Below are 17,496 nucleotides of genomic sequence, written 5' to 3' on the forward strand. Positions count from 1 at the left end.
AGCCCGGGGCCGTCACCTCACGCCCTCGCCTCGGCTGCCAGGCCAGCGGCCGACTCCGGCACCGGCTCGTACGTCCCCAGGCGCATGCTGGCCTGGGCCCGCCCCTGCGTGCGGCCACGCAGCGCCGTCACGTAGCCGAACAGGCGCGCCATGGGCACGCGCGCGGACACGCACCGCGCCGTCCCCTTCGCCTCCATCCCCAGCACCCGTCCCCGCCGCGACGCCAGGTCACCCAGCACGTCGCCCAGGAACTCCTCCGGCGTCACCACCTCCACCTCCATCACCGGCTCCAGCCCCTGCACACCCACGCGCCGCGCGGCCTCCTGGAGCGCCAGCGAACCCGCCACCATGAAGGCCTGCGGCGTGGAGTCCTTCACGTGCGTGTCCCCATCCACCAGCCGCACCTCCACGTCCACCAGCGGCACGCCCTCCCGCATGCCCTTCGCCATGGCGCCTGCCACGCCCTTTTCAATGGCGGGCACCAGCTCGCGGGGGATGGAGCCACCCTTCGTGGCGTCCACGAAGACGAGCCCCGCCCCTCGCGGCGCTGGCCCCACGTCCAGCACCACCCGCGCGTACTGTCCGGGCCCGCCGGACTGGCGGACATGGCGGTACTCCTGGCGCACCGCGCTCCGGAGCGTGTCGCGGTACGCCACCTTCGGCTGTCCCACGCGCGCCTCCACGCCGAACTCCGTCCTCAACCGATCCACGACTACCTCCAGGTGCAGCTCACCCATGCCGGACAGCAGCACCTGGCCGCTCTCCGGATCCACGCCCAGGCGCAGCGACGGGTCCTCCGCCGCCAGCCGTTGCAGGCCCTCTTCCAACTTCGGCAGCTCCGCGGGGGAGCGCGCCTCCACGGCGAGCTGCACCACGGGCTCCATCACGTTCAACGCCTCCAGCACCACCGGCGCCTCCGGGTCGCACAGCGTGTCGCCCGTGCGTACGCCCTTGAGCCCCAGCGCCGCACACAGGTCACCCGCGTGCACCTCCGCCACCTCTTCACGGCGGTTGGCGTGCATGAACATCAGGCGCCCCACCCGCTCCTTCCGTCCGGTGACGGGGTTGAGCAGGACGGTGCCCGCACGCAGCGTGCCCGAGTACACTCGCAGGAACACGATGCCTCCCACGGCCTTGTCGCTCATCAATTTGAACGCCAGCGCGGTGGGCGGCCCCGAGTCGGACACGGGACGGCTGACGCGCTCGCCGGTGACGGGCGCAAAGCCGTCCACGGCGGCCATGTCCGCGGGTGACGGCAGGTAGCTGACGACCGCATCCAAGAGCATCTGCACTCCCTTCTTCTTGAAGGCCGACCCGCACAGCACCGGCACCAGCGTCCGCGCGAGCGTGCCCGAGCGCAGCGCGCGCTCCAGCTCCTCCGCGGTGATGTCCTCCACCCGCCCGTCCACGAACTTCTCCATCACGCCCGCGTCCAGGTCCGCGCACACTTCAATGAGGCGCATGCGGTACGGCAGCACCGCCTCCGCCAGCTCCGGCGGCACGGGCGCATCGTCGTCAAAGCCGCCGTCGTCGCCCTGGAAGCGCACCATCCGCATGCGCACCAGGTCCACGAGCCCCTGGAAGTCCGCGCCGTCGCCCACGGGCCACTGCACGGCCACCGGGCGCACGCCCAGCCGGTCCACCATGGACTGCACGCTCAGGGCGAAGTCCGCGCCCACCTTGTCCATCTTGTTGATGAACGCGATGCGCGGCACGCCGTAGCGGTCCGCCTGACGCCACACTGTCTCCGACTGCGGCTCCACGCCCTGGCTGGCGTCGAACACCGCCACCGCGCCGTCCAGCACGCGCAGCGAGCGCTCCACCTCGATGGTGAAGTCCACGTGGCCCGGCGTGTCCAGGATGTTGATGCGGTGGGGCACGCCCGCCTCCCGCCCGTGCCGGGGCTGCCAGAAGGCCGTCGTCGCCGCGGAGGTGATGGTGATGCCGCGCTTCTTCTCCTGCTCCATCCAGTCCATCTCCGTGGAGCCCGAGTGCACCTCTCCCGTGGAGTGGATGCGGCCGGTGAAGAAGAGGACGCGCTCGGTGAGCGTCGTCTTGCCCGCGTCGATGTGGGCCATGATGCCGATGTTGCGATACCGCTCGATGCGCGTGGTGCGAGGCATGGAAGACTCCCGTTCCCGTCCGGGCAGCGAGGCCCGCGGGTGTGTATTGGATTGAGACGCCGGTTGGATGCGTGGAAGGGACCGGTGGCTGTCTTCAGGCGCGCACGCGCACGAGTGGCCGGAACGGCACGTCAGGCCGCCACGGGAACGCGCGAGGACACACGAAGGCACCCCCAGGGAGGGGACGGGCGGAGACGGAACTCACGGTGCGCGGGCAACCAGCCACGCGCGCACCGGAGGACTCCGGTCCGCCTGCTCAAATATCGAGCAGGACCTCGTGACGGGGGGCGAGGCGCACGTCCGCCGCCGGCGCGAAGGCGCTCAGGACAGGCAGGGCATGGAGAGTGACGGGCCTCATGATGAGATAGGAGTAAGACAGACAGACCCCGCTGTCAACCCGACGGCCTCCCCCGTGTTCCAGGCCCGGAAATAAATCCCCGAAAGAATATCCGCCGCGGGCGCCGTAGATGTGGCGGTTGGCGACAGATGCCAACCCCTGGTTCCTCCGAGGGGGAAGTATGTCCACGTTCTACAAAAGCCTGCTGACGGCCTCCATGGGTCTCGTCGGCTTGAATGGGTGTGTCTACGGTTACATCTACGACTCCGGGACGGGCAGTTCCGTGGAAGGCGTGACGGTCATCGTCGCCTCCGGCACCTGCAGCGGCACCGGCTGCGGCACCGGGCTCGCGACCCAGTCCACGGACTCGTCCGGCCTCTACGTCTTCGACGCCTACGGCAACCGCCACGGCGAGAACAACGTCCAGCTGATCACCGCGGCGTCCGGCGAGGAGGCGGTGCGGCTCGTCTACAGCCGCACGGGCTATCGCTCCGTCACCGTCTACCACCGGCCCAAGTACACGACGATGACGCAGGACGGGAACGAGTACGAGGTCTCCGCCGTGCAGCCCGTGTACCTGTGCGCGCTCAACGCCGTGGACTCCGACGGCGACGGCGTCTGTGACGCGGCCGAGGCCCGTTACGGCACCAACCCCAACAGCTCCGACACGGACGGCGACCGCATCAGCGACTTCGCGGAGCTGTACGGCTACGGCGGCGTGGACCTGCGCTACTGGGGCGCGGATCCGCGCAAGAAGGACGTGTTCGTGGAGGTGGACTACTACGCGGACCGCAAGCCCACGCAGGCGGCGCTGGACCGCGTGACGACGTCCTTCGCCAACGCGCCGGTGTCCAACCCCAACGGCACCACGGGCATCGCGCTGCACCTGGTGCTGGACTCGCAGATCGCCGCCGCGGACGCGGACACGGACCTGACCCCCGTGTGGACGGACTTCGACGTCATCAAGGCCAAGTACTTCAAGTCGCGCCGCGCGCCCTTCTTCCACTACGCCCTGTTCGCGAACACGTACAGCGGCGGCACCTCCAGCGGCATCTCCCGCGGCATCCCCGCGCATGACTTCGTGGTGACGCTGGGCGGCTGGCCCGTGGCGGGCGGCACGGAGCTGCAGCAGGCCGGCACCCTCATGCACGAGCTGGGGCACAACATCGGCCTGCGTCACGGCGGCAACGACGACAGCAACTACAAGGCCAACTACCTGAGCCAGATGAACTACGAGTACCAGATGTTCGGCCTGCGCATGGACGGCGTGGACAACGTGCTGGACTACTCGCGCGTGCGCGTCGCCGCCATCAGCGAGGCGTCCGTCAACGAGGTCTCCGCGTTCGCTCCCGTCGCGCCCACCACGGAGGCGGACCTGGCCCACATCGGCGTGCGCATCAACGGCGTGCAGCGCGCCGGCACCGCGAGCGCGAACCTGGACTTCAACGGTGATGGCGTCATCCAGACCGCGTCCTACGCGTACAGCCTCAACCGCGACGCCGACACCACGGACCTCATCCCGGCGGCGCAGCATGACTGGCTGGCGCTGGTGTACGACGGCGCCGGGCAGATTGGCGACGGCTGGCTTGGCACGTCCCAGGGCCTGAGCCGCCAGCAGCCCTTCTTCGTCCTCCCGGAGAAGACCGAGTCCTGCCTCACGGTGGAGATGTTCCGCGCCCGGTAGTCCCAGGCCGTCCATCCTGGCAAGTCGTCCCCCGCCGGGTTCCTCTTCACGAGGGACCCGGCGGTCGTTTATCGACCGCGTGCCCGCGTAGACTCCGGCGCATGCCGCATGTCGCACTCGTGGGATACGGACGTTTTGGACGCGCGCTGGGAACGCTGCTGGAGGCGGTGGGCGTGGAGCACCGCGCCCTGGACCCGGTGGCGGACATCCCGGAGCCGCTCCGCGCGCACTCGGTACACGAGCTGCTGGAAGGGGCGGAGCTGGTGGTGGTGGCGGTGCCGGTGCCCCAGATGCGGGACGTGCTGCGCTCCCTGCGGCCCCACCTGAAGCCGGAGCACCTGGTGCTGGACGTGGGCAGCGTGAAGGTGAAGCCCGTGGAGGCGCTGACGGAGGTGCTGGGCGAACAGGTGCCCTGGGTAGGCACGCATCCCCTCTTCGGCCCCTTGAGCCTGGCCATGGCCGAGCGACCCATGCGCGTCGTGCTCTGCCCCAACCCGCTGCATCCGGAAGCAGCCCCGCGCGCCCGGCGCTTCTACGAGGGGCTGGGCTGCGAGGTGATTGAGCAGACGCCAGAGGGCCATGACCAGGTGATGGCGCGCACGCATGCGCTCACCTTCTTCGTGGCCAAGGGGATGGTGGACTCCGGCGCGGCGGCGGACGTGCCCTTCGCGCCGGCCAGCTTCAAGGCGCTGTCGCGCACCATCGAGACCGTGCGCGCGGACGCGGGCCACCTCTTCAACGCCATCCAGCAGGAGAATCCCTTCGCCACGCAGGCGCGAGGGCAACTGCTCGCGGCGCTCCAGGACATCCACCGCGACCTGGAAGCAGCCCCCACGGTGACGCAAGCACCGGAAGCTTCGGGCGTCGCCGTGCCCGGGCTGGAACCGGAAGCGCCAGCGCCCCGCGAGCCGCGTGAGCACATCGATGCGCTCGACCGCGAACTGGTGGAGCTGCTCGCCCGTCGCGAGGAACTGGCCCGCCGTCAGCGCCGAACCCAAGAGGCAGGAAACGAGCCCGCTCGCACGGAGACGCTGCTCGCCGTGCGCCGGGCGTGGGCCCGGGAGCTGGGCGTGGACGCGCAGGAGGTGGAGGCCGTCTTCCGCGCCGTACTGGGTAGCGGCCTGCGATGACGCAGCGCCAGGCCCGGAGGACCCAGGCCCAGCAACGTGAGGCCGCGGCGGTGAAGAACATCCTCGAACATGAAGCGCGGCTCGGAGGCACCTATGCGCTGGTGGCCGGTGAGAGTCAGCACTGGTCGCGCATGCCCCGCGACGGCGCGCTCGTGCGGGACTTCATGCTGATGGGTGATGGCCTCTCCATCCGCCTCTCCCATTACCTGAAGCGCCATGGCCGGGCGTACTCCACCCTGGAAGAGGCGGAGTTCGTGTTGTTCGGAGAGGAGTCCAGCGGCGTGCTGGACTGAGCCTCAGAGGTACTCGTCCAGCCAGTCGAACATCCGGTGGTTGGCCACGGCCTGCGCGCCCTCCTGGCAGTGCAAGAGCCCCGTGTCCTGGGTGGTGAAGAGCATGTAGTCCTTCGGGCACTCCAGCGCGTCGAAGAGCAGCCGGGCCTGGCCCTGGGAGAACGCCTCCGCGGTGCCGTCCATCACCAGCGTGCGGCAGCGGATGCGGTGGACGATGGGCTCGTTGTTGAACCGGCGCAGCTCGAAGAGCAGGGCTGACGGCGTGCTGACGCCGTGCTTGGACATCGAGTCCTTCATGTACCAGCGATACAGGAACACCTGCTCCATCAGCTGGGCCATGGCCGCGTCGAAGGCCTGGGGGTTGCTGTCCAGCAGCTGCATCAGCTCCGGGAAGTACATGTTGAACTGCTCGAAGGAGGACTGGCCCCAGTTGAGGACGCCGGGGTTGGGGATGAGGATCTTGATGCGCCGCTCGAACGCGGCGGCGCGCGGCACCAGCGCACCGCCCATGCTCCAGCCCAGGAGCGCGATGCGCCGCGAGTCCACGCCCGCGATGCACAGGGCGAAGTCCACCACCGGGCGGATGACCTGCTCCCAGTCGTGGCGGAAGGGCAGCCCCTGCTCGCGGATGGCCATGCCCTGGCCGGGCGCGTGCACGATGAGGCAGTGGTAGCCCCGCGCGAGCGCCGCGTCGATGACGTACTTGGACTCCTCCGGCCACGCGTCGCGGCCCTGCTGGAAGATGAGCAGTGGCGCGATGCTCCGGGCGCTCGGGGCGCGGAAGAAGTAGCCGGGCAGCGTGGTGCGCTCGTACGGGATGCGCACGGGCGTGCCCGGTATCTTCAACAGGTGGAGCGCCTTGTTGTAGGCGTCCACCGCCTTGCGCCCGGTGGCGACCACGCTCGGATGGGTGGGCTCGGGGTGGTGGATGAGCGCGGCGCGGTAGTAGTTGGCGGCGCGCAGGTAGGCATTGCCCGCGCTGATGGAGTGGCGGTGGGACAGGCTCACGTCGCCCATGGCGCGGATGCGGTCGGCGGTCCCAACCCACTCGTTGGGCCAGCTCCAGTCATCCCCCGCGACGATACGGGCCGCGGTGTCCAGCACCTCGCTGATGTCCGACTGCGCGCTGTAGGTCCCTGCCAGGAAGTGCAGGAGCTGGCTCTCCATGATGGGGTCCGCCATCAGGCCCAGCTCCCACCAGGGCCGGGGCTCGTCGGAGGACGAGGGGGACGACGAGGTCGTGGACGGCCGTCCGGCCGCCGCGGCGGGAGCGCCCCGGAGGAGCGCGAGCCCCCCGGTCAGCCCCAGGCTGGCTTGGATGAGGGAGCGACGGTCCAGTGTGATGCCCATGGTCTCTGGCCTCCAGCGAAGTGCTGGCGCTTCGAACACCGCGGGCCTCCACTTCTGTCACTCACCGCGTCGCCACCAGCGCGAATACGCGGTGCGGCACGGCGAACGGCGCCTGGGGGAACCGCTCCGCGAGGAGCTTCGCGTGTGCGACGTCGAAGCGGGCGGCCTCGTCCTCGGAGAGCACCGGGCCCACCTTGGCGCTGGCGCGCACCCGTCCCATCCAGGCCTCGTGGGAGTAGTGGACGACGGTGTCGAACGAGAAGGACTCCAGGCCGGTGAAGCCCGCGGTGGCGACGTCCTGGAACCAGCGCGGGTAGATGCCGGCGTCGTGTCCGAACTCGACGTAGGGCGCGACCTGCGAGGAATTGAAGGTGTCGATGAGCGTGTGGACCACCTGCACGACATTGCCCGGCAAAGGCAGCCAGTCGAAGTGCGCGATGACCAGCCGTCCTCCCAGCGCCAGCACCCGGAAGGCCTCGCGGGCCGCGGCGGCGCGGTCGAACCAATGCCAGCACGTGCCGGCGGTGACGAGCCCGAAGGACTCCGGCGGCAGACCGGTCCGCTCCGCCGGAGCCACGCGGAAGTCGATGGACAGCCCCTCGTCGCTCGCGAGCCGGCGCGCCGAATCCAGCATGGGCGCAGAGAGGTCCAACGCCGTGACATCGCCCCCGCGCTTCGCCAGTCCCCGCGCGAGCGTCCCCGTGCCCGCGCCCAGGTCGAGCACGCGCTGTCCCGGATGAAAGACGCCATCACGGATGAGTTTCTCGAAGAAGGCCTCCGGAAAGCCGGCGCGGTGCCGGGCGTAGTCCTCCGACGTGCGACCAAAGTCCACCTGCATGGCATGTCCTCCAGGGTTCAGGGCTCCACGCGTCCATCAGGAAAGACACGTCGACAGCGGCCGCGCGCCGCGCCGACACTCCCCTTCCAGGAGGTGGATGGAGCATGGATAGACGCCGCGGTGGACGCTCTCAATCTCGATTCGAACATCGACCTGAGCGCGAGGAAGCCCTGGTGTCGGCGAGCGAGGCCGCGGCGCTGCTCGGCGTGAAGCTCGCGACGCTCTACACCTACGTGAGCCGGGGACTGGTGCGGTGCGTGCCGGTGCAGGGAACGAAGGAGAACCGCTACGCACGCGCGGACCTGGAGCGGCTGAAGGTCCGCCACGACGCGAGGGCGGGACACGCGGCGGTGGCGGCGGGAGCGCTGCGCTGGGGCGAGCCCGTCATCGACTCCGCGGTCTCACGCGTGGAGGCCAGAGGCCTGGCGTACCGGGGAAGCCACTCCGCGGTGGAGCTGGCCACGAAAGGGCGCTCCTTCGAGGACGTGGCGGAGCTGCTCTGGTCCGGCGCGCTGCCGAAACACCGGGACACGACGTGGCCCGCGCCTCGAGCCCCCTTCCCGCCTTCCGCGCTGGCGGCGCTCCTGCCCCAGGGCACGCCTCCCGCGAAGGTGCTGGCGACGCTGGTGTCCCTGCTGGGCGCGAGGGACGCGGTGCGCTTCGCGGCGCCACCGGACCAGGAGCTCGTGCGGGCCCGGGGCCTGCTGCGTCACCTGGCGGCGTGGGTATGCGCGGCCCGGGCGCCGGAGCGCGTGGGCCCCGCGTTGAGGGAGCGGGCGGTGGCGGACTCGCTGGCGCACGCGTGGGACGCCCGCTCAGCGCACGCTGCGGCGTCGTTGAATCAGGCGCTGGTGCTCTGCGCGGACCATGAGCTGAACGTGTCGACGTTCGCCGCCCGGGTGACGGCCTCCTCCGGCGCGGACCTGTACTCGTGCGTGGGCGCGGCGATGGCGGCGCTCTCCGGAGCGAAGCACGGGGGCGCGTGCGATCGCGTGGAGTCACTCCTCACGGAGGTGGGCCGTCCGGAGCGAGCGAAGGAGGTGGTGGACACGTACGTCCTCCGGGGTGAATCGGTGCCGGGCTTCGGCCACCGGCTGTATCCCCAGGGAGACCCGCGCACGCCCCCGCTCATCCTGGCCGCGCGGGAGCTGCGCCCGGATGCGAGAGCGGTGCGAGTGGGCTCCGCGCTGGTGGACGTGATGCGCGACGCGGGACATCCCGCGCCTTCGATGGAGGTAGGGCTGGTGATGCTGGCGGAGGCGCTGGGGCTGCCGAAGGGCGCGGCGGCGACGGTGTTCGCGGTGGGGCGCTCGGCGGGCTGGGTGGCGCACGTGCTGGAACAGCGGGAGCAAGGGCACCTGCTGCGCCCCAGGGCTCGCTACGTCGGCCCCTCTTCACCAGAGACAGATTGAATTCATCGGCCGGGATTCAGGATGGGGGTGGCGATGTTGGTGGACCCATTGCGACTCTTCACCCTTTGGAGCCACTGCATGATGAAGAAGACCGCCCTGCTGACCTGCCTGCTCGGATTGCTGGGAGCTCTCCCGGCCAGCGCCGCTGAACTCAAGGACGTGTTCGGCAAGGAGGTCCCCATCGGGCAGGGCCGGCCCACGCTGGTGCTGTATGCCAACAAGGGCACCAAGGATGAGCTGCGCCAGCGAGCTTCCCAGTTCATCTACGACGTGCGTGAGAAGAAGCCCATCGTCGTCATCCACGTGGATCTGCGCGACGTTTCGGGCCTCTTCAAGGGCATTGCGCGCGGGGAGATCCGCAAGAGCCACAACGAGTCGCTCGCCGCCATGAAGGACCTGTACCGCCAGAAGGGCGAGGCACCGCCCGCCGAGCTGGACTCGTCGCTCTACATGGTCGCGGACTCCAAGGGTGAACCCCACAAGTCCATGGGCCTGGAGAAGGGGTTCGACCACGTGTTCGCCCAGGTGCTCGGCACCTCCGGGCAGGAAATCGCCCGCGGCGCCTTCTCGGAAGGTGCCCGGAAGCTCAGCCAGGCGATGACCGCCGCGCCTGCCGTGGCGTCCCGCACGCCCTGAGTTCACGGGGTGTGTCCCCCACGCTCCTGCACCGCGCGTGGGTGGACGGCAAGGGATGAACAGCCTTACCTTGCTGGCGCGTTAGTCACTGCTCACCTGGAAACCATGTTGATGCATGGGATTCAAACGGTGGGCGGTGGCAGCGCGTCAGGTTCATTTCCCCCGAGACACCCCACATGTTCAAGTTCAAGACGTGCAGCCTCGCCGTGGTGGCCCTTGCGTTCAGCGCCTGTGGCCCCGCGCCGGAAGCGACGGAGCCGGCCCCCTCCGGCAGCGACATCGCGCAGGTCCAGTCCCAGGTGACGAAGGCCATCCCCGGCACGACGTGCGTGGTCGAAGCGACGAAGCCCTACACGTATGACGTGGGGGGGCCCATCAGCGCCCAGGCATCTGCCTGGGATTGCGACCAGGACTACCCCATCATCTACATCTGCTCCACCGTGGAGCAGAAGTCGGTGAGCAGCACGGGCACGGTCACCTGGACGGCCATCCCGGGCAGCCGCAGCTGCTGGCCGGAGACGAACACGGACTTCGGTGGCCAGACGGCCAATCCCACGCCCTACGCGGCGGGCGTCTACCGTCAGCGTTCGCAGGCGGCCATCAAGCTCAACGCCACCACGTGGACCCCGGCGCAGCCGTCCACCTGCGCCACGCTCTCCAGCGACATCCCCTGCAAGTTCACCGAGGTGGTGTCCGGCAACGTGACGCTGTAACGCACGACGTCGTGGCGTGAAGAACCCCGGACCCCAGGTGCGAACCAAGGCAGGCGTTGGCTAGTCTGACGCCCTCCCGTTCCACCTGGAGTCTTTCATGCACAACGAATCGCCGCGCAGCGCCCGTTCCCCGAAGGCCGTGACGTTCCTCCGCATCCCGGTGCTGCTCGCCGTGGGCATGATGACGATGGGCAGCGGCATGGGGAACCCGGGCTGTGGAAGCAGCAGCAGCGGTGACGACGATTCACCTTTCGTCTGTGAAGGCGGCTGCGCCATCGCGGGCACCTATACAGTCCAGTTCGCCGACACATCGCCCCCGGATGCGGCCTGCGAGAAGATGGGGCTGGGCCTGCCCACGGGGCCGCTCATGTTGTCGCTGAGCGGTATCCGCGCCAGGGGCACGTTCGCGGGCGCGGAGCTGGAGGCCAACTACACGGGCGGGGCTTCGCGGGGCCTCGACCTGCTGGGCACGCGGCAGGTCACGGCGACGACCGCGTACAGCGTCCGGATGAACTCGACGGTGGCCGCGCCCGCACCCGAGTCGTCCACCGACCGCTCCGTCATCGAGGGCACGTTCGAGCTGAACGGCAGCACCTCCGACGACGGCGGCTCGACCTGCAAGATCCAGCGGAACTTCACCGCGACCCGATAGTGACTCCTCCGGGTGGGGCCTCGGCCCCACCCGGGGTGCGGTAGGTTCGGGGCCATGCGTACCCCCCTCATGGCCTCACTGCTGTTCCTGATGATGTCCGCGCCAGCCCGGGCCGCCGTACCGGCTGGCTTCGTGGAAACGAACTATTCATCCACCAGCCTGACACCCGCCACCGGCATGGCGTGGGCGCCGGATGGTTCAGGGCGCCTGTTCGTCACGCTGAAGAACGGCGTCGTGCGGACGGTGGCCATGAAGGACGGCGTGCTGGAGACGCAGCCGGGCACCTCCACGCTGGTGACGCGCACGTTCGCCTCGGAGCCCGCGGTCCACACCAACAGCGAGTGCGGACTCATCGGCATCGCGTTCGACCCGAACTACGTGGTCAACCGGTACGTCTACTTCTTCGTCACCGTCTCCGCCTCCGAGCAGCGCATCGTCCGCTACACGGACTCCAACGGCACGGGCATCGCGCGCACGGAGGTCGTCACGAGGCTGCCCACGACGGGCAACAACCATGACGGCGGCGGGCTGGGCTTCGGCCCGGACGGGAAGCTCTACTGGGCCATTGGCGATCTGGGCAACGGCTCCGGCGTGGACGCGGACCTGACGTCGCTGGCGGCCAAGATGAGCCGCGCCAACCTGGACGGCACGCCCGCCAATGACAACCCGTTCAACGACGGCGTGGGCCCCAACAACGAATACATCTGGGCGCGCGGCCTGCGAAACCCGTTCACCTTCACGTTCCAGCCCACCACCGGACTGCTGTGGGTCAACGGAGTGGGCGACCGCTATGAGCAGGTCTTCGTCGTGAGCCGGCGCAGCCACGCCGGATACAACGACTACGAGAACAACCAGCCCGTCGGGAACGACTACCTCACCCCCGTCATCAAGTACCGCACCAACACGATTGATTCGAGCACCGTCACCGCCACGGGCGCGGTGCGCAGCGGGGGCATCACCACCTTCACCACCGCCTCGCCGCACGGCTTCCGCAAAGGGGAGAAGCTCACGCTCGAAGGCGTGGGGGACGCGAGCTTCAACGGAGAGTTCTACGTCGCCAGCGCCAACAACGCGCCCTCGACCACCACCTTCACCGTGGCCCAGCCGGGCCTACCGGACACGACCAGCGGCGGGGGCACCGTCACGACGCAGGCGCTGGGCGGCTCCATCACCGGCGGCGTCTTCTACGACGCCACCCTCTTCCCGCCGGAGTACCGCGGCAACTACTTCTTCGGCGACTACAACAGCGCCCAGGTGACGCGCGCCACGCTGGCGGCGGACAACTCGGTGGCGACGGTGGACGAGTGGGGAACGGGCTTCTCCGCCAACGTGGACATGAGCGTGGGGCCGGACGGCGCGCTCTACGCGCTGGGGTACACCAACGGCGTGGTGCGCCGGGTGACGCCCACGGCCACCGGCCAGAAGCTGGTGGTGTCCGGACTCAACCTGCGCCTGATGGAGGGCGGACGCGCGGCCTTCACCGTGCGGCTGGCCCAGGCGCCCTCCGCGCCCGTGACGGTCAGCGTGGCGCGCGCCATGGGCGGCTCCGAGGATCTGCGCGTGCTGGGCAGTGGCACCCTCACCTTCTCCCCCACGAACTGGAGCGTGCCGCAGGTCGTGGTGCTCGAGGCGGTGGAGGACGCGGACGCGGAGCCGGACGTCGCCACCTTCACCGTGGCCTCCGAGGGGCTCACGACCGAGTCGGTGGTGGCCACCACCATCGACAACAACGCGACCCGGCTGGTGCTGTCCACTCCCCGGCTCGTCGTGCCCGAGGGCGGCACCGCCACCTTCGACGTGTCCCTGTCCCTGCGGCCCTCGTCGAACGTGACCGTCACCGTGGCATCCACCCAGGGGGATCCGGACCTCACCGTGGCCTCCGCGTCCACGCTCAGCTTCACGACGTCCAACTGGAACGCGCCGCAGACCGTCACGCTCCAGGCGTCGCAGGACGCGGACAACGTGGATGGCACGGCCACCATCACGCTCGCCATTCCGGGACTGGACGCGCGCACGCTGGAGGCCGTGGAGGCGGATGATGAACCGCTCCAGCCCACCCTCTCCTCCACGCCTGTCACCACCGCCGTGGTGGGCATCGAGTATCGCTACGACGTGGAGGCGGTGGGCCGGCCGCAGCCCACGTACTCGCTGGAGGGTGCAGTGCCGCAGGGCATGAGCATCGACGCGACCACCGGCCTCATCACCTGGACGCCGTCGGCGGCGGGCACCGTGGACGTGCTCGTGCGGGCGACCAATGGCGTGTCGCCGGACGCGGAGCAGTCCTTCACCATCACCGCGGAGGCGGAAATGGGCGAGCCGGATGCCGGCACCGACGCGGGCACGGAGACCCCGGATGCCGGCACGGGGCTCCTGGATGCCGGCACGGGGACTCCGGACGCGGGCACGAACAATCCCCTGCCCGAGGACGACTCCGGCTGCGGCTGCGGCGCGGCCCCGGTGGCGCCGCTCGCGTGGCTGGCGCTCGTCGCGCTGGCCACCCGTCGCAAGCGGTCGCGCGCGAGCTGAGGCCTCGCTGAAACAGAAACGGGAGGGCTCCCGTGCTGGACGCCCTCCCGTCCTTTTTCGCGTCAGCGCCGCATGAAGGCACTGGCGCGTGTCCGGAAGCGGGACGCGGATTCCCAGCGCCGGTCAGTTCCTCCGCCCTGTCGCATGGGAGTGACTGTGCTCGCTCCGTGGCATGGACCATGCTCAACGGCGTCCACCATGGCTCCCCTCCTCCAGAACCTCCTGCTCGCGCTGCGGCGGCTGCGTCGCAGCCCCACTTTCACGGTCGTGGCGGTGGCCACGCTGGCGCTGGGCATTGGCGCCAACGTCGCCATCTTCAGCGTGGTGCACGCGGTGCTACTGCAGCCGTTGCCCCTGCGCGACGACGCGCGGCTCGTGCGGCTGTTCAGCGTGGGCCTGCAGGGGCCGGGGCCGACGTCGCCGCCGGACCTGATGGACCTGAGCGAACAGACGCGGGCCTTCGAGGGGCTCGCAGGCGTGGCGCCCGCGATGGTGACGCTCGGGGCGGACCGGCTGGAGGCGTCTCCCATGAAGGTGCAGACCGCGATGGTGACGGCCGGGTTCTTCCATGTGCTGGGCCCTCGCGTGCAGTTGGGCCGCGCGCTCCAGGCCGGGGATGACGCACCGGGGGCGCCCCAGGTCGCGGTGCTGTCGCATGCGCTCTGGCAGCGCCGCTTCGGCGGCAGCCCCGACGTGCTGGGGCGCACGGTGAACCTGGGCGGCCCCCTGCCGTGGACGGTGGTGGGCGTGATGGCGCCGGGCTTCGACTTCCCGTCGCGCGCGGAGCTGTGGACGCCCATCGTCCAGGACGAGTCCATGACGAAGCCGGAGGCGCGCGGCGCGCACTGGCTGGAGGTGTATGGGCGGCTGGGGCCCGGCGTGAGCCTTGAGCGGGCGAAGGCCGACGCGGCGGCGGTCGCGCGGAGCCTGGCGGCGAGGTACCCGGCGACGAACGCGGACATGGGCGCGAGCGTGGAGCCCTTGCGCGACGTGCTGCTGGGCCAGGTGCGCCCCTCGTTGCTGTTGCTGCTGGGCGCGGTGGGGCTGGTGCTGCTCATCGCGTGCGCCAACCTCATGCACCTGTTGTTGGCGCGGGCCGCGTCGCGCGAGGCGGAGACATCCGTGCGGCTCGCGCTGGGCGCCAGCCGAGGGCGCATCGCGAGGGAGCTGCTGGTGGAGAGCGCGCTCCTGTCGGCGCTGGGTGGCGGGGCCGGGTTGCTCGTGGCGCTGTGGGCGCTGGATGCGCTGGCGGCGTTCGGGCCCCAGGACATTCCGCGCATCGAAGAGGTGTCGCTCAATGGCACCGTGCTGGCGTTCACGGCGGGCCTGTCGGTGTTCACCACGCTGCTCTTCGGGCTGGTGCCGGCGTGGCAGACGTCGCGGGTGGAGCTGGCGCGCGTGCTGCGAACCGCGGGCGAGGGCGCGGGCGGCGCGGCGCACCACCACCGCACCCGCGCGGCGCTCATCGTGGCGGAGACGGCGTTGGCGGTGCTGCTGCTGGTCAGCGCGGGGCTGCTGCTGCGCAGCTTCGTTCACCTGCGGCAGGTCGACCCGGGCTTCCAGCCGGAGGGCGTATTGACGGTGAAGCTGGAGCTGCCACCCATCCGCTACGCCATGGGCAGCGCGGCGCCCGCGGCCTTCTACGACGGGCTGCTCGAACGGCTGCGGGCCCTGCCCGGAGTGGCCACGGCGGGCGCGGTGAGCGGGCTGCCCATGGAGGGGAAGCGATGGACGATCGCGGTGCGTGACCCTCGGAGGCCGGTGGCGCCGGGCACGGAGCCCTGGCAGGCCAGCATCCGCATCGTCACACCAGGAGCGTTGGAGGCACTGCGGGTGCCCGTGCTGCGCGGCCGGGGGTTGCTGCCGGAGGACCGGGGCGCGGGTGGGCGCGCGGTGTTGATCAACGCGGAGGCGGCACGCCGCTTCTGGCCGGGAGAGGACCCACTGGGCCGCACGGTGGACACGGACATGGACCTGGGCAACGGCGCGTTCGGAGGCCGGGTGGTGGGGGTGGTGGCGAACATGGCCACGGAAGGACTGGCCGCGCCCGCCGCGCCGGAGGTGTACGTGCCCTATGAGCAGACACGGACCACGAGCATGACGCTGGTGCTCCGCACGACCGGAGAGCCGCTCGCGCTGGCCGGGGCGGTGCGGGCGGAGGTCCGGGGGCTGGACGCGAACCTCGCGGTGGGCAGCGTGCGGACGTTGGCATCGGTGGTGGATGGAACAGTGGCGCCGCTGCGCTTCTATCTCCTGCTGGCGAGCCTCTTCGCGGGAGTGGCGCTGGTGCTGGCGGCGGTGGGGCTCTACGGGGTGGTGGCCTACGCGGTGGTGCAGCGCACGCGAGAACTGGGCATCCGCATGGCATTGGGGGCGAGGGCGGGCCAGTTGATGGGCATGGTGCTGAGCCACTACCTGCGGCTCACGTCGGTAGGGCTGGTGTTGGGGCTGGGGCTCGCATGGGGAGCCAGCCGCGCGCTGTCGCACCTGCTCAACGGCGTGCGGCCCACGGATCCGCTCACGTATGGATTGGTGGTGGCGGTGCTCGGCGCGGTGGCGTTCCTCGCGGCGCTATTGCCAGCACGAAGGGCCGCGCACGTGCCCCCGGCGGTCGTGCTCCGGGCGGACTGAGCCCAGGCCTTTCGCTTGGGGTGAGACTGCACAGGCTTCCGGACAACCCGCTATCCTGCGGAACGATGGCCACTCCTCACGTCCTTCTCCTCACGCTCCTGCTGGACGGAGGCACGCCTCCCGCCTCTTCTGGCACAGCCGCGAGGGACGGGGGCAGCGTCGTGTCTCCGCCCGTGGTGACGAATGCCGACGGAGGCACCGCCGCCCGCGCCCCCCTCGTCGCGGAGGGGATTGAATGGCCTGACGAACTGCGTCCCCTGGCAACGCTGGACGGACCGGCGGTTCTCGCCGCCCATGCGGCCTTGCAGCGGCTGCTGGCAGGTTTTCCCAAGGAGTATGCGAAGGACTGCTCGTATACCGCCAAGGCCATGGAGGTCTCCGTGGCCCAACACGGCGGGCTGTACTTCGTGGAGATCAAGCGAAACGTCGCGAAGTGCGGCTGGGCAGCACCTGGATTCAATCCCTCCGCGCACTGGTACGAGCTGTATGCCGTGTCGGCGGACGGGAAGGTCCTGGCGCGCTATCCCTATCATCCCTGAAGGCGTCCCTCCGGCGCGGCCTGTGAACCAATGCATCTCCGCGTCATTCCATGCGCGCTTCGCTCCGACATCCCGCCCTGCCCCTGCGCGCAGTGAGCGTCAGGGCGCGAGGCGCTTGAAGTAGAGGACCGTGGGGTGCAGCTCACCATCGATGTGCCGCGCCCAGTCGGGAATCTCGCCGGCGCGCTGCCACTGGAAGTGCTGGTAGACGGACTCCGCCTTCGAGCCCGCCAGCGTGTCGAGCACCAGCAGCGTGCGCCCCGCACCCCGCGCGTACTGTTCAATCTCCTGGAGCAGCAGCGACGCGAGCCCCTGCCCCCGGGCCCGCGAATGCACGAGCAGCTTCTGCACCTCCGCGCGGTGCAGCCCGTTGGGACGCAGCGACGGCGCGAGCTGCACGGTGCCGTCGATGCGACCGTCCACCTCCGCGACCCAGAGCACCAGCCCCGGCCCCAGCGCCGCGAGCACGCCCCGCCAGTACTCCCCCGCCGCGTCCCGCGAGAGCGGCGGCAGGAAGCCCACCGACGCGCCGCCGTCGACGGAGTCGATGAGCACTTCGGCCAGCGCCTCCCGCTCCTCGGGGGTCGCCTGTTCGAGTCTCCGGATGGAAATCATCCCCACCAGTCTAGCGG

At 70.2% G+C, this 17,496-nt stretch carries 14 protein-coding genes; 10 read left to right on the forward strand and 4 right to left on the reverse strand.

Features of this window, described 5'->3' with window-relative positions:
* Window positions 1-17 precede the first annotated feature (17 nt).
* A complete protein-coding gene (gene fusA / locus D7Y04_RS18295; protein ID WP_121760148.1) occupies window positions 18-2,123 on the reverse strand; it encodes an elongation factor G in 2,106 nt (701 codons plus the stop codon).
* 518 nt (window positions 2,124-2,641) lie between these two features.
* Here fusA and D7Y04_RS18305 point away from each other — a divergent pair.
* From D7Y04_RS18305 to D7Y04_RS18315, 3 genes are all read left to right on the forward strand, one after another.
* Window positions 2,642-4,144, forward strand: coding sequence for a hypothetical protein (locus D7Y04_RS18305; protein ID WP_120597439.1), 1,503 nt, complete (start codon window positions 2,642-2,644; stop codon window positions 4,142-4,144).
* A 101-nt stretch (window positions 4,145-4,245) separates the two neighbouring features.
* Window positions 4,246-5,274, forward strand: a complete 1,029-nt coding sequence (locus tag D7Y04_RS18310) for a prephenate dehydrogenase/arogenate dehydrogenase family protein (RefSeq protein ID WP_120597440.1) — start codon at window positions 4,246-4,248, stop codon at window positions 5,272-5,274.
* Window positions 5,271-5,567: a hypothetical protein gene (locus D7Y04_RS18315; RefSeq protein WP_121760150.1), complete on the forward strand. Its 297-nt coding sequence runs from the start codon at window positions 5,271-5,273 to the stop codon at window positions 5,565-5,567. The genes D7Y04_RS18310 and D7Y04_RS18315 overlap by 4 nt, the downstream gene beginning before the upstream one ends.
* A gap of 3 nt (window positions 5,568-5,570) precedes the next feature.
* On the opposite strand, the gene D7Y04_RS18320 is transcribed toward D7Y04_RS18315, so the two are convergent.
* Window positions 5,571-6,917 (reverse strand): S9 family peptidase, encoded by a 1,347-nt coding sequence (locus D7Y04_RS18320; RefSeq protein WP_121760151.1) that lies wholly within the window; start codon window positions 6,915-6,917, stop codon window positions 5,571-5,573.
* A 61-nt stretch (window positions 6,918-6,978) separates the two neighbouring features.
* Window positions 6,979-7,755, reverse strand: a complete 777-nt coding sequence (locus D7Y04_RS18325; RefSeq protein ID WP_121760152.1) for a class I SAM-dependent methyltransferase — start codon at window positions 7,753-7,755, stop codon at window positions 6,979-6,981.
* A gap of 173 nt (window positions 7,756-7,928) precedes the next feature.
* Here D7Y04_RS18325 and D7Y04_RS18330 point away from each other — a divergent pair, with 173 nt between their 5' ends.
* From D7Y04_RS18330 to D7Y04_RS45710, 7 genes are all read left to right on the forward strand, one after another.
* Window positions 7,929-9,167: a citrate/2-methylcitrate synthase gene (locus D7Y04_RS18330; RefSeq protein WP_233601480.1), complete on the forward strand. Its 1,239-nt coding sequence runs from the start codon at window positions 7,929-7,931 to the stop codon at window positions 9,165-9,167.
* 78 nt (window positions 9,168-9,245) lie between these two features.
* On the forward strand, window positions 9,246-9,803 hold the full coding sequence (locus tag D7Y04_RS18335; RefSeq protein WP_233597333.1) for a hypothetical protein: 558 nt from the start codon (window positions 9,246-9,248) through the stop codon (window positions 9,801-9,803).
* Between the two features lie 176 nt (window positions 9,804-9,979).
* A complete protein-coding gene (locus tag D7Y04_RS18340; RefSeq protein ID WP_121760154.1) occupies window positions 9,980-10,516 on the forward strand; it encodes a hypothetical protein in 537 nt (178 codons plus the stop codon).
* 97 nt (window positions 10,517-10,613) lie between these two features.
* Window positions 10,614-11,168 (forward strand): hypothetical protein, encoded by a 555-nt coding sequence (locus tag D7Y04_RS18345; RefSeq protein ID WP_120597446.1) that lies wholly within the window; start codon window positions 10,614-10,616, stop codon window positions 11,166-11,168.
* A 54-nt stretch (window positions 11,169-11,222) separates the two neighbouring features.
* Complete coding sequence (locus D7Y04_RS18350) at window positions 11,223-13,694, forward strand: PQQ-dependent sugar dehydrogenase (RefSeq protein ID WP_121760155.1); 2,472 nt, start codon at window positions 11,223-11,225, stop codon at window positions 13,692-13,694.
* A 198-nt stretch (window positions 13,695-13,892) separates the two neighbouring features.
* Entirely contained in the window at window positions 13,893-16,325 is a 2,433-nt protein-coding gene (locus tag D7Y04_RS18355; RefSeq protein WP_121760156.1) for an ABC transporter permease, read from the forward strand.
* Window positions 16,326-16,390: 65 nt separating this feature from the next.
* Entirely contained in the window at window positions 16,391-16,864 is a 474-nt protein-coding gene (locus D7Y04_RS45710; RefSeq protein ID WP_233601481.1) for a hypothetical protein, read from the forward strand.
* Window positions 16,865-16,963: 99 nt separating this feature from the next.
* Here the strand turns inward: D7Y04_RS45710 and D7Y04_RS18365 are convergent, their stop codons facing one another.
* On the reverse strand, window positions 16,964-17,479 hold the full coding sequence (locus tag D7Y04_RS18365) for a GNAT family N-acetyltransferase (RefSeq protein WP_121760157.1): 516 nt from the start codon (window positions 17,477-17,479) through the stop codon (window positions 16,964-16,966).
* Window positions 17,480-17,496: the final 17 nt, after the last annotated feature.

The organism is Corallococcus sp. AB038B (genome assembly GCF_003668955.1).
Classification (GTDB): Bacteria; Myxococcota; Myxococcia; order Myxococcales; family Myxococcaceae; genus Corallococcus; species Corallococcus exiguus.

Coding starts and splice junctions, on each gene's coding strand:
- fusA (WP_121760148.1), bottom strand. CDS start 2,123: ATGCCTCGCACCACGCGCATCGAGCGGTATCGCAACATCGGCATCATG.
- D7Y04_RS18305 (WP_120597439.1), top strand. CDS start 2,642: ATGTCCACGTTCTACAAAAGCCTGCTGACGGCCTCCATGGGTCTCGTC.
- D7Y04_RS18310 (WP_120597440.1), top strand. CDS start 4,246: ATGCCGCATGTCGCACTCGTGGGATACGGACGTTTTGGACGCGCGCTG.
- D7Y04_RS18315 (WP_121760150.1), top strand. CDS start 5,271: ATGACGCAGCGCCAGGCCCGGAGGACCCAGGCCCAGCAACGTGAGGCC.
- D7Y04_RS18320 (WP_121760151.1), bottom strand. CDS start 6,917: ATGGGCATCACACTGGACCGTCGCTCCCTCATCCAAGCCAGCCTGGGG.
- D7Y04_RS18325 (WP_121760152.1), bottom strand. CDS start 7,755: ATGCAGGTGGACTTTGGTCGCACGTCGGAGGACTACGCCCGGCACCGC.
- D7Y04_RS18335 (WP_233597333.1), top strand. CDS start 9,246: ATGATGAAGAAGACCGCCCTGCTGACCTGCCTGCTCGGATTGCTGGGA.
- D7Y04_RS18340 (WP_121760154.1), top strand. CDS start 9,980: ATGTTCAAGTTCAAGACGTGCAGCCTCGCCGTGGTGGCCCTTGCGTTC.
- D7Y04_RS18345 (WP_120597446.1), top strand. CDS start 10,614: ATGCACAACGAATCGCCGCGCAGCGCCCGTTCCCCGAAGGCCGTGACG.
- D7Y04_RS18350 (WP_121760155.1), top strand. CDS start 11,223: ATGCGTACCCCCCTCATGGCCTCACTGCTGTTCCTGATGATGTCCGCG.
- D7Y04_RS18355 (WP_121760156.1), top strand. CDS start 13,893: ATGGCTCCCCTCCTCCAGAACCTCCTGCTCGCGCTGCGGCGGCTGCGT.
- D7Y04_RS45710 (WP_233601481.1), top strand. CDS start 16,391: ATGGCCACTCCTCACGTCCTTCTCCTCACGCTCCTGCTGGACGGAGGC.
- D7Y04_RS18365 (WP_121760157.1), bottom strand. CDS start 17,479: ATGATTTCCATCCGGAGACTCGAACAGGCGACCCCCGAGGAGCGGGAG.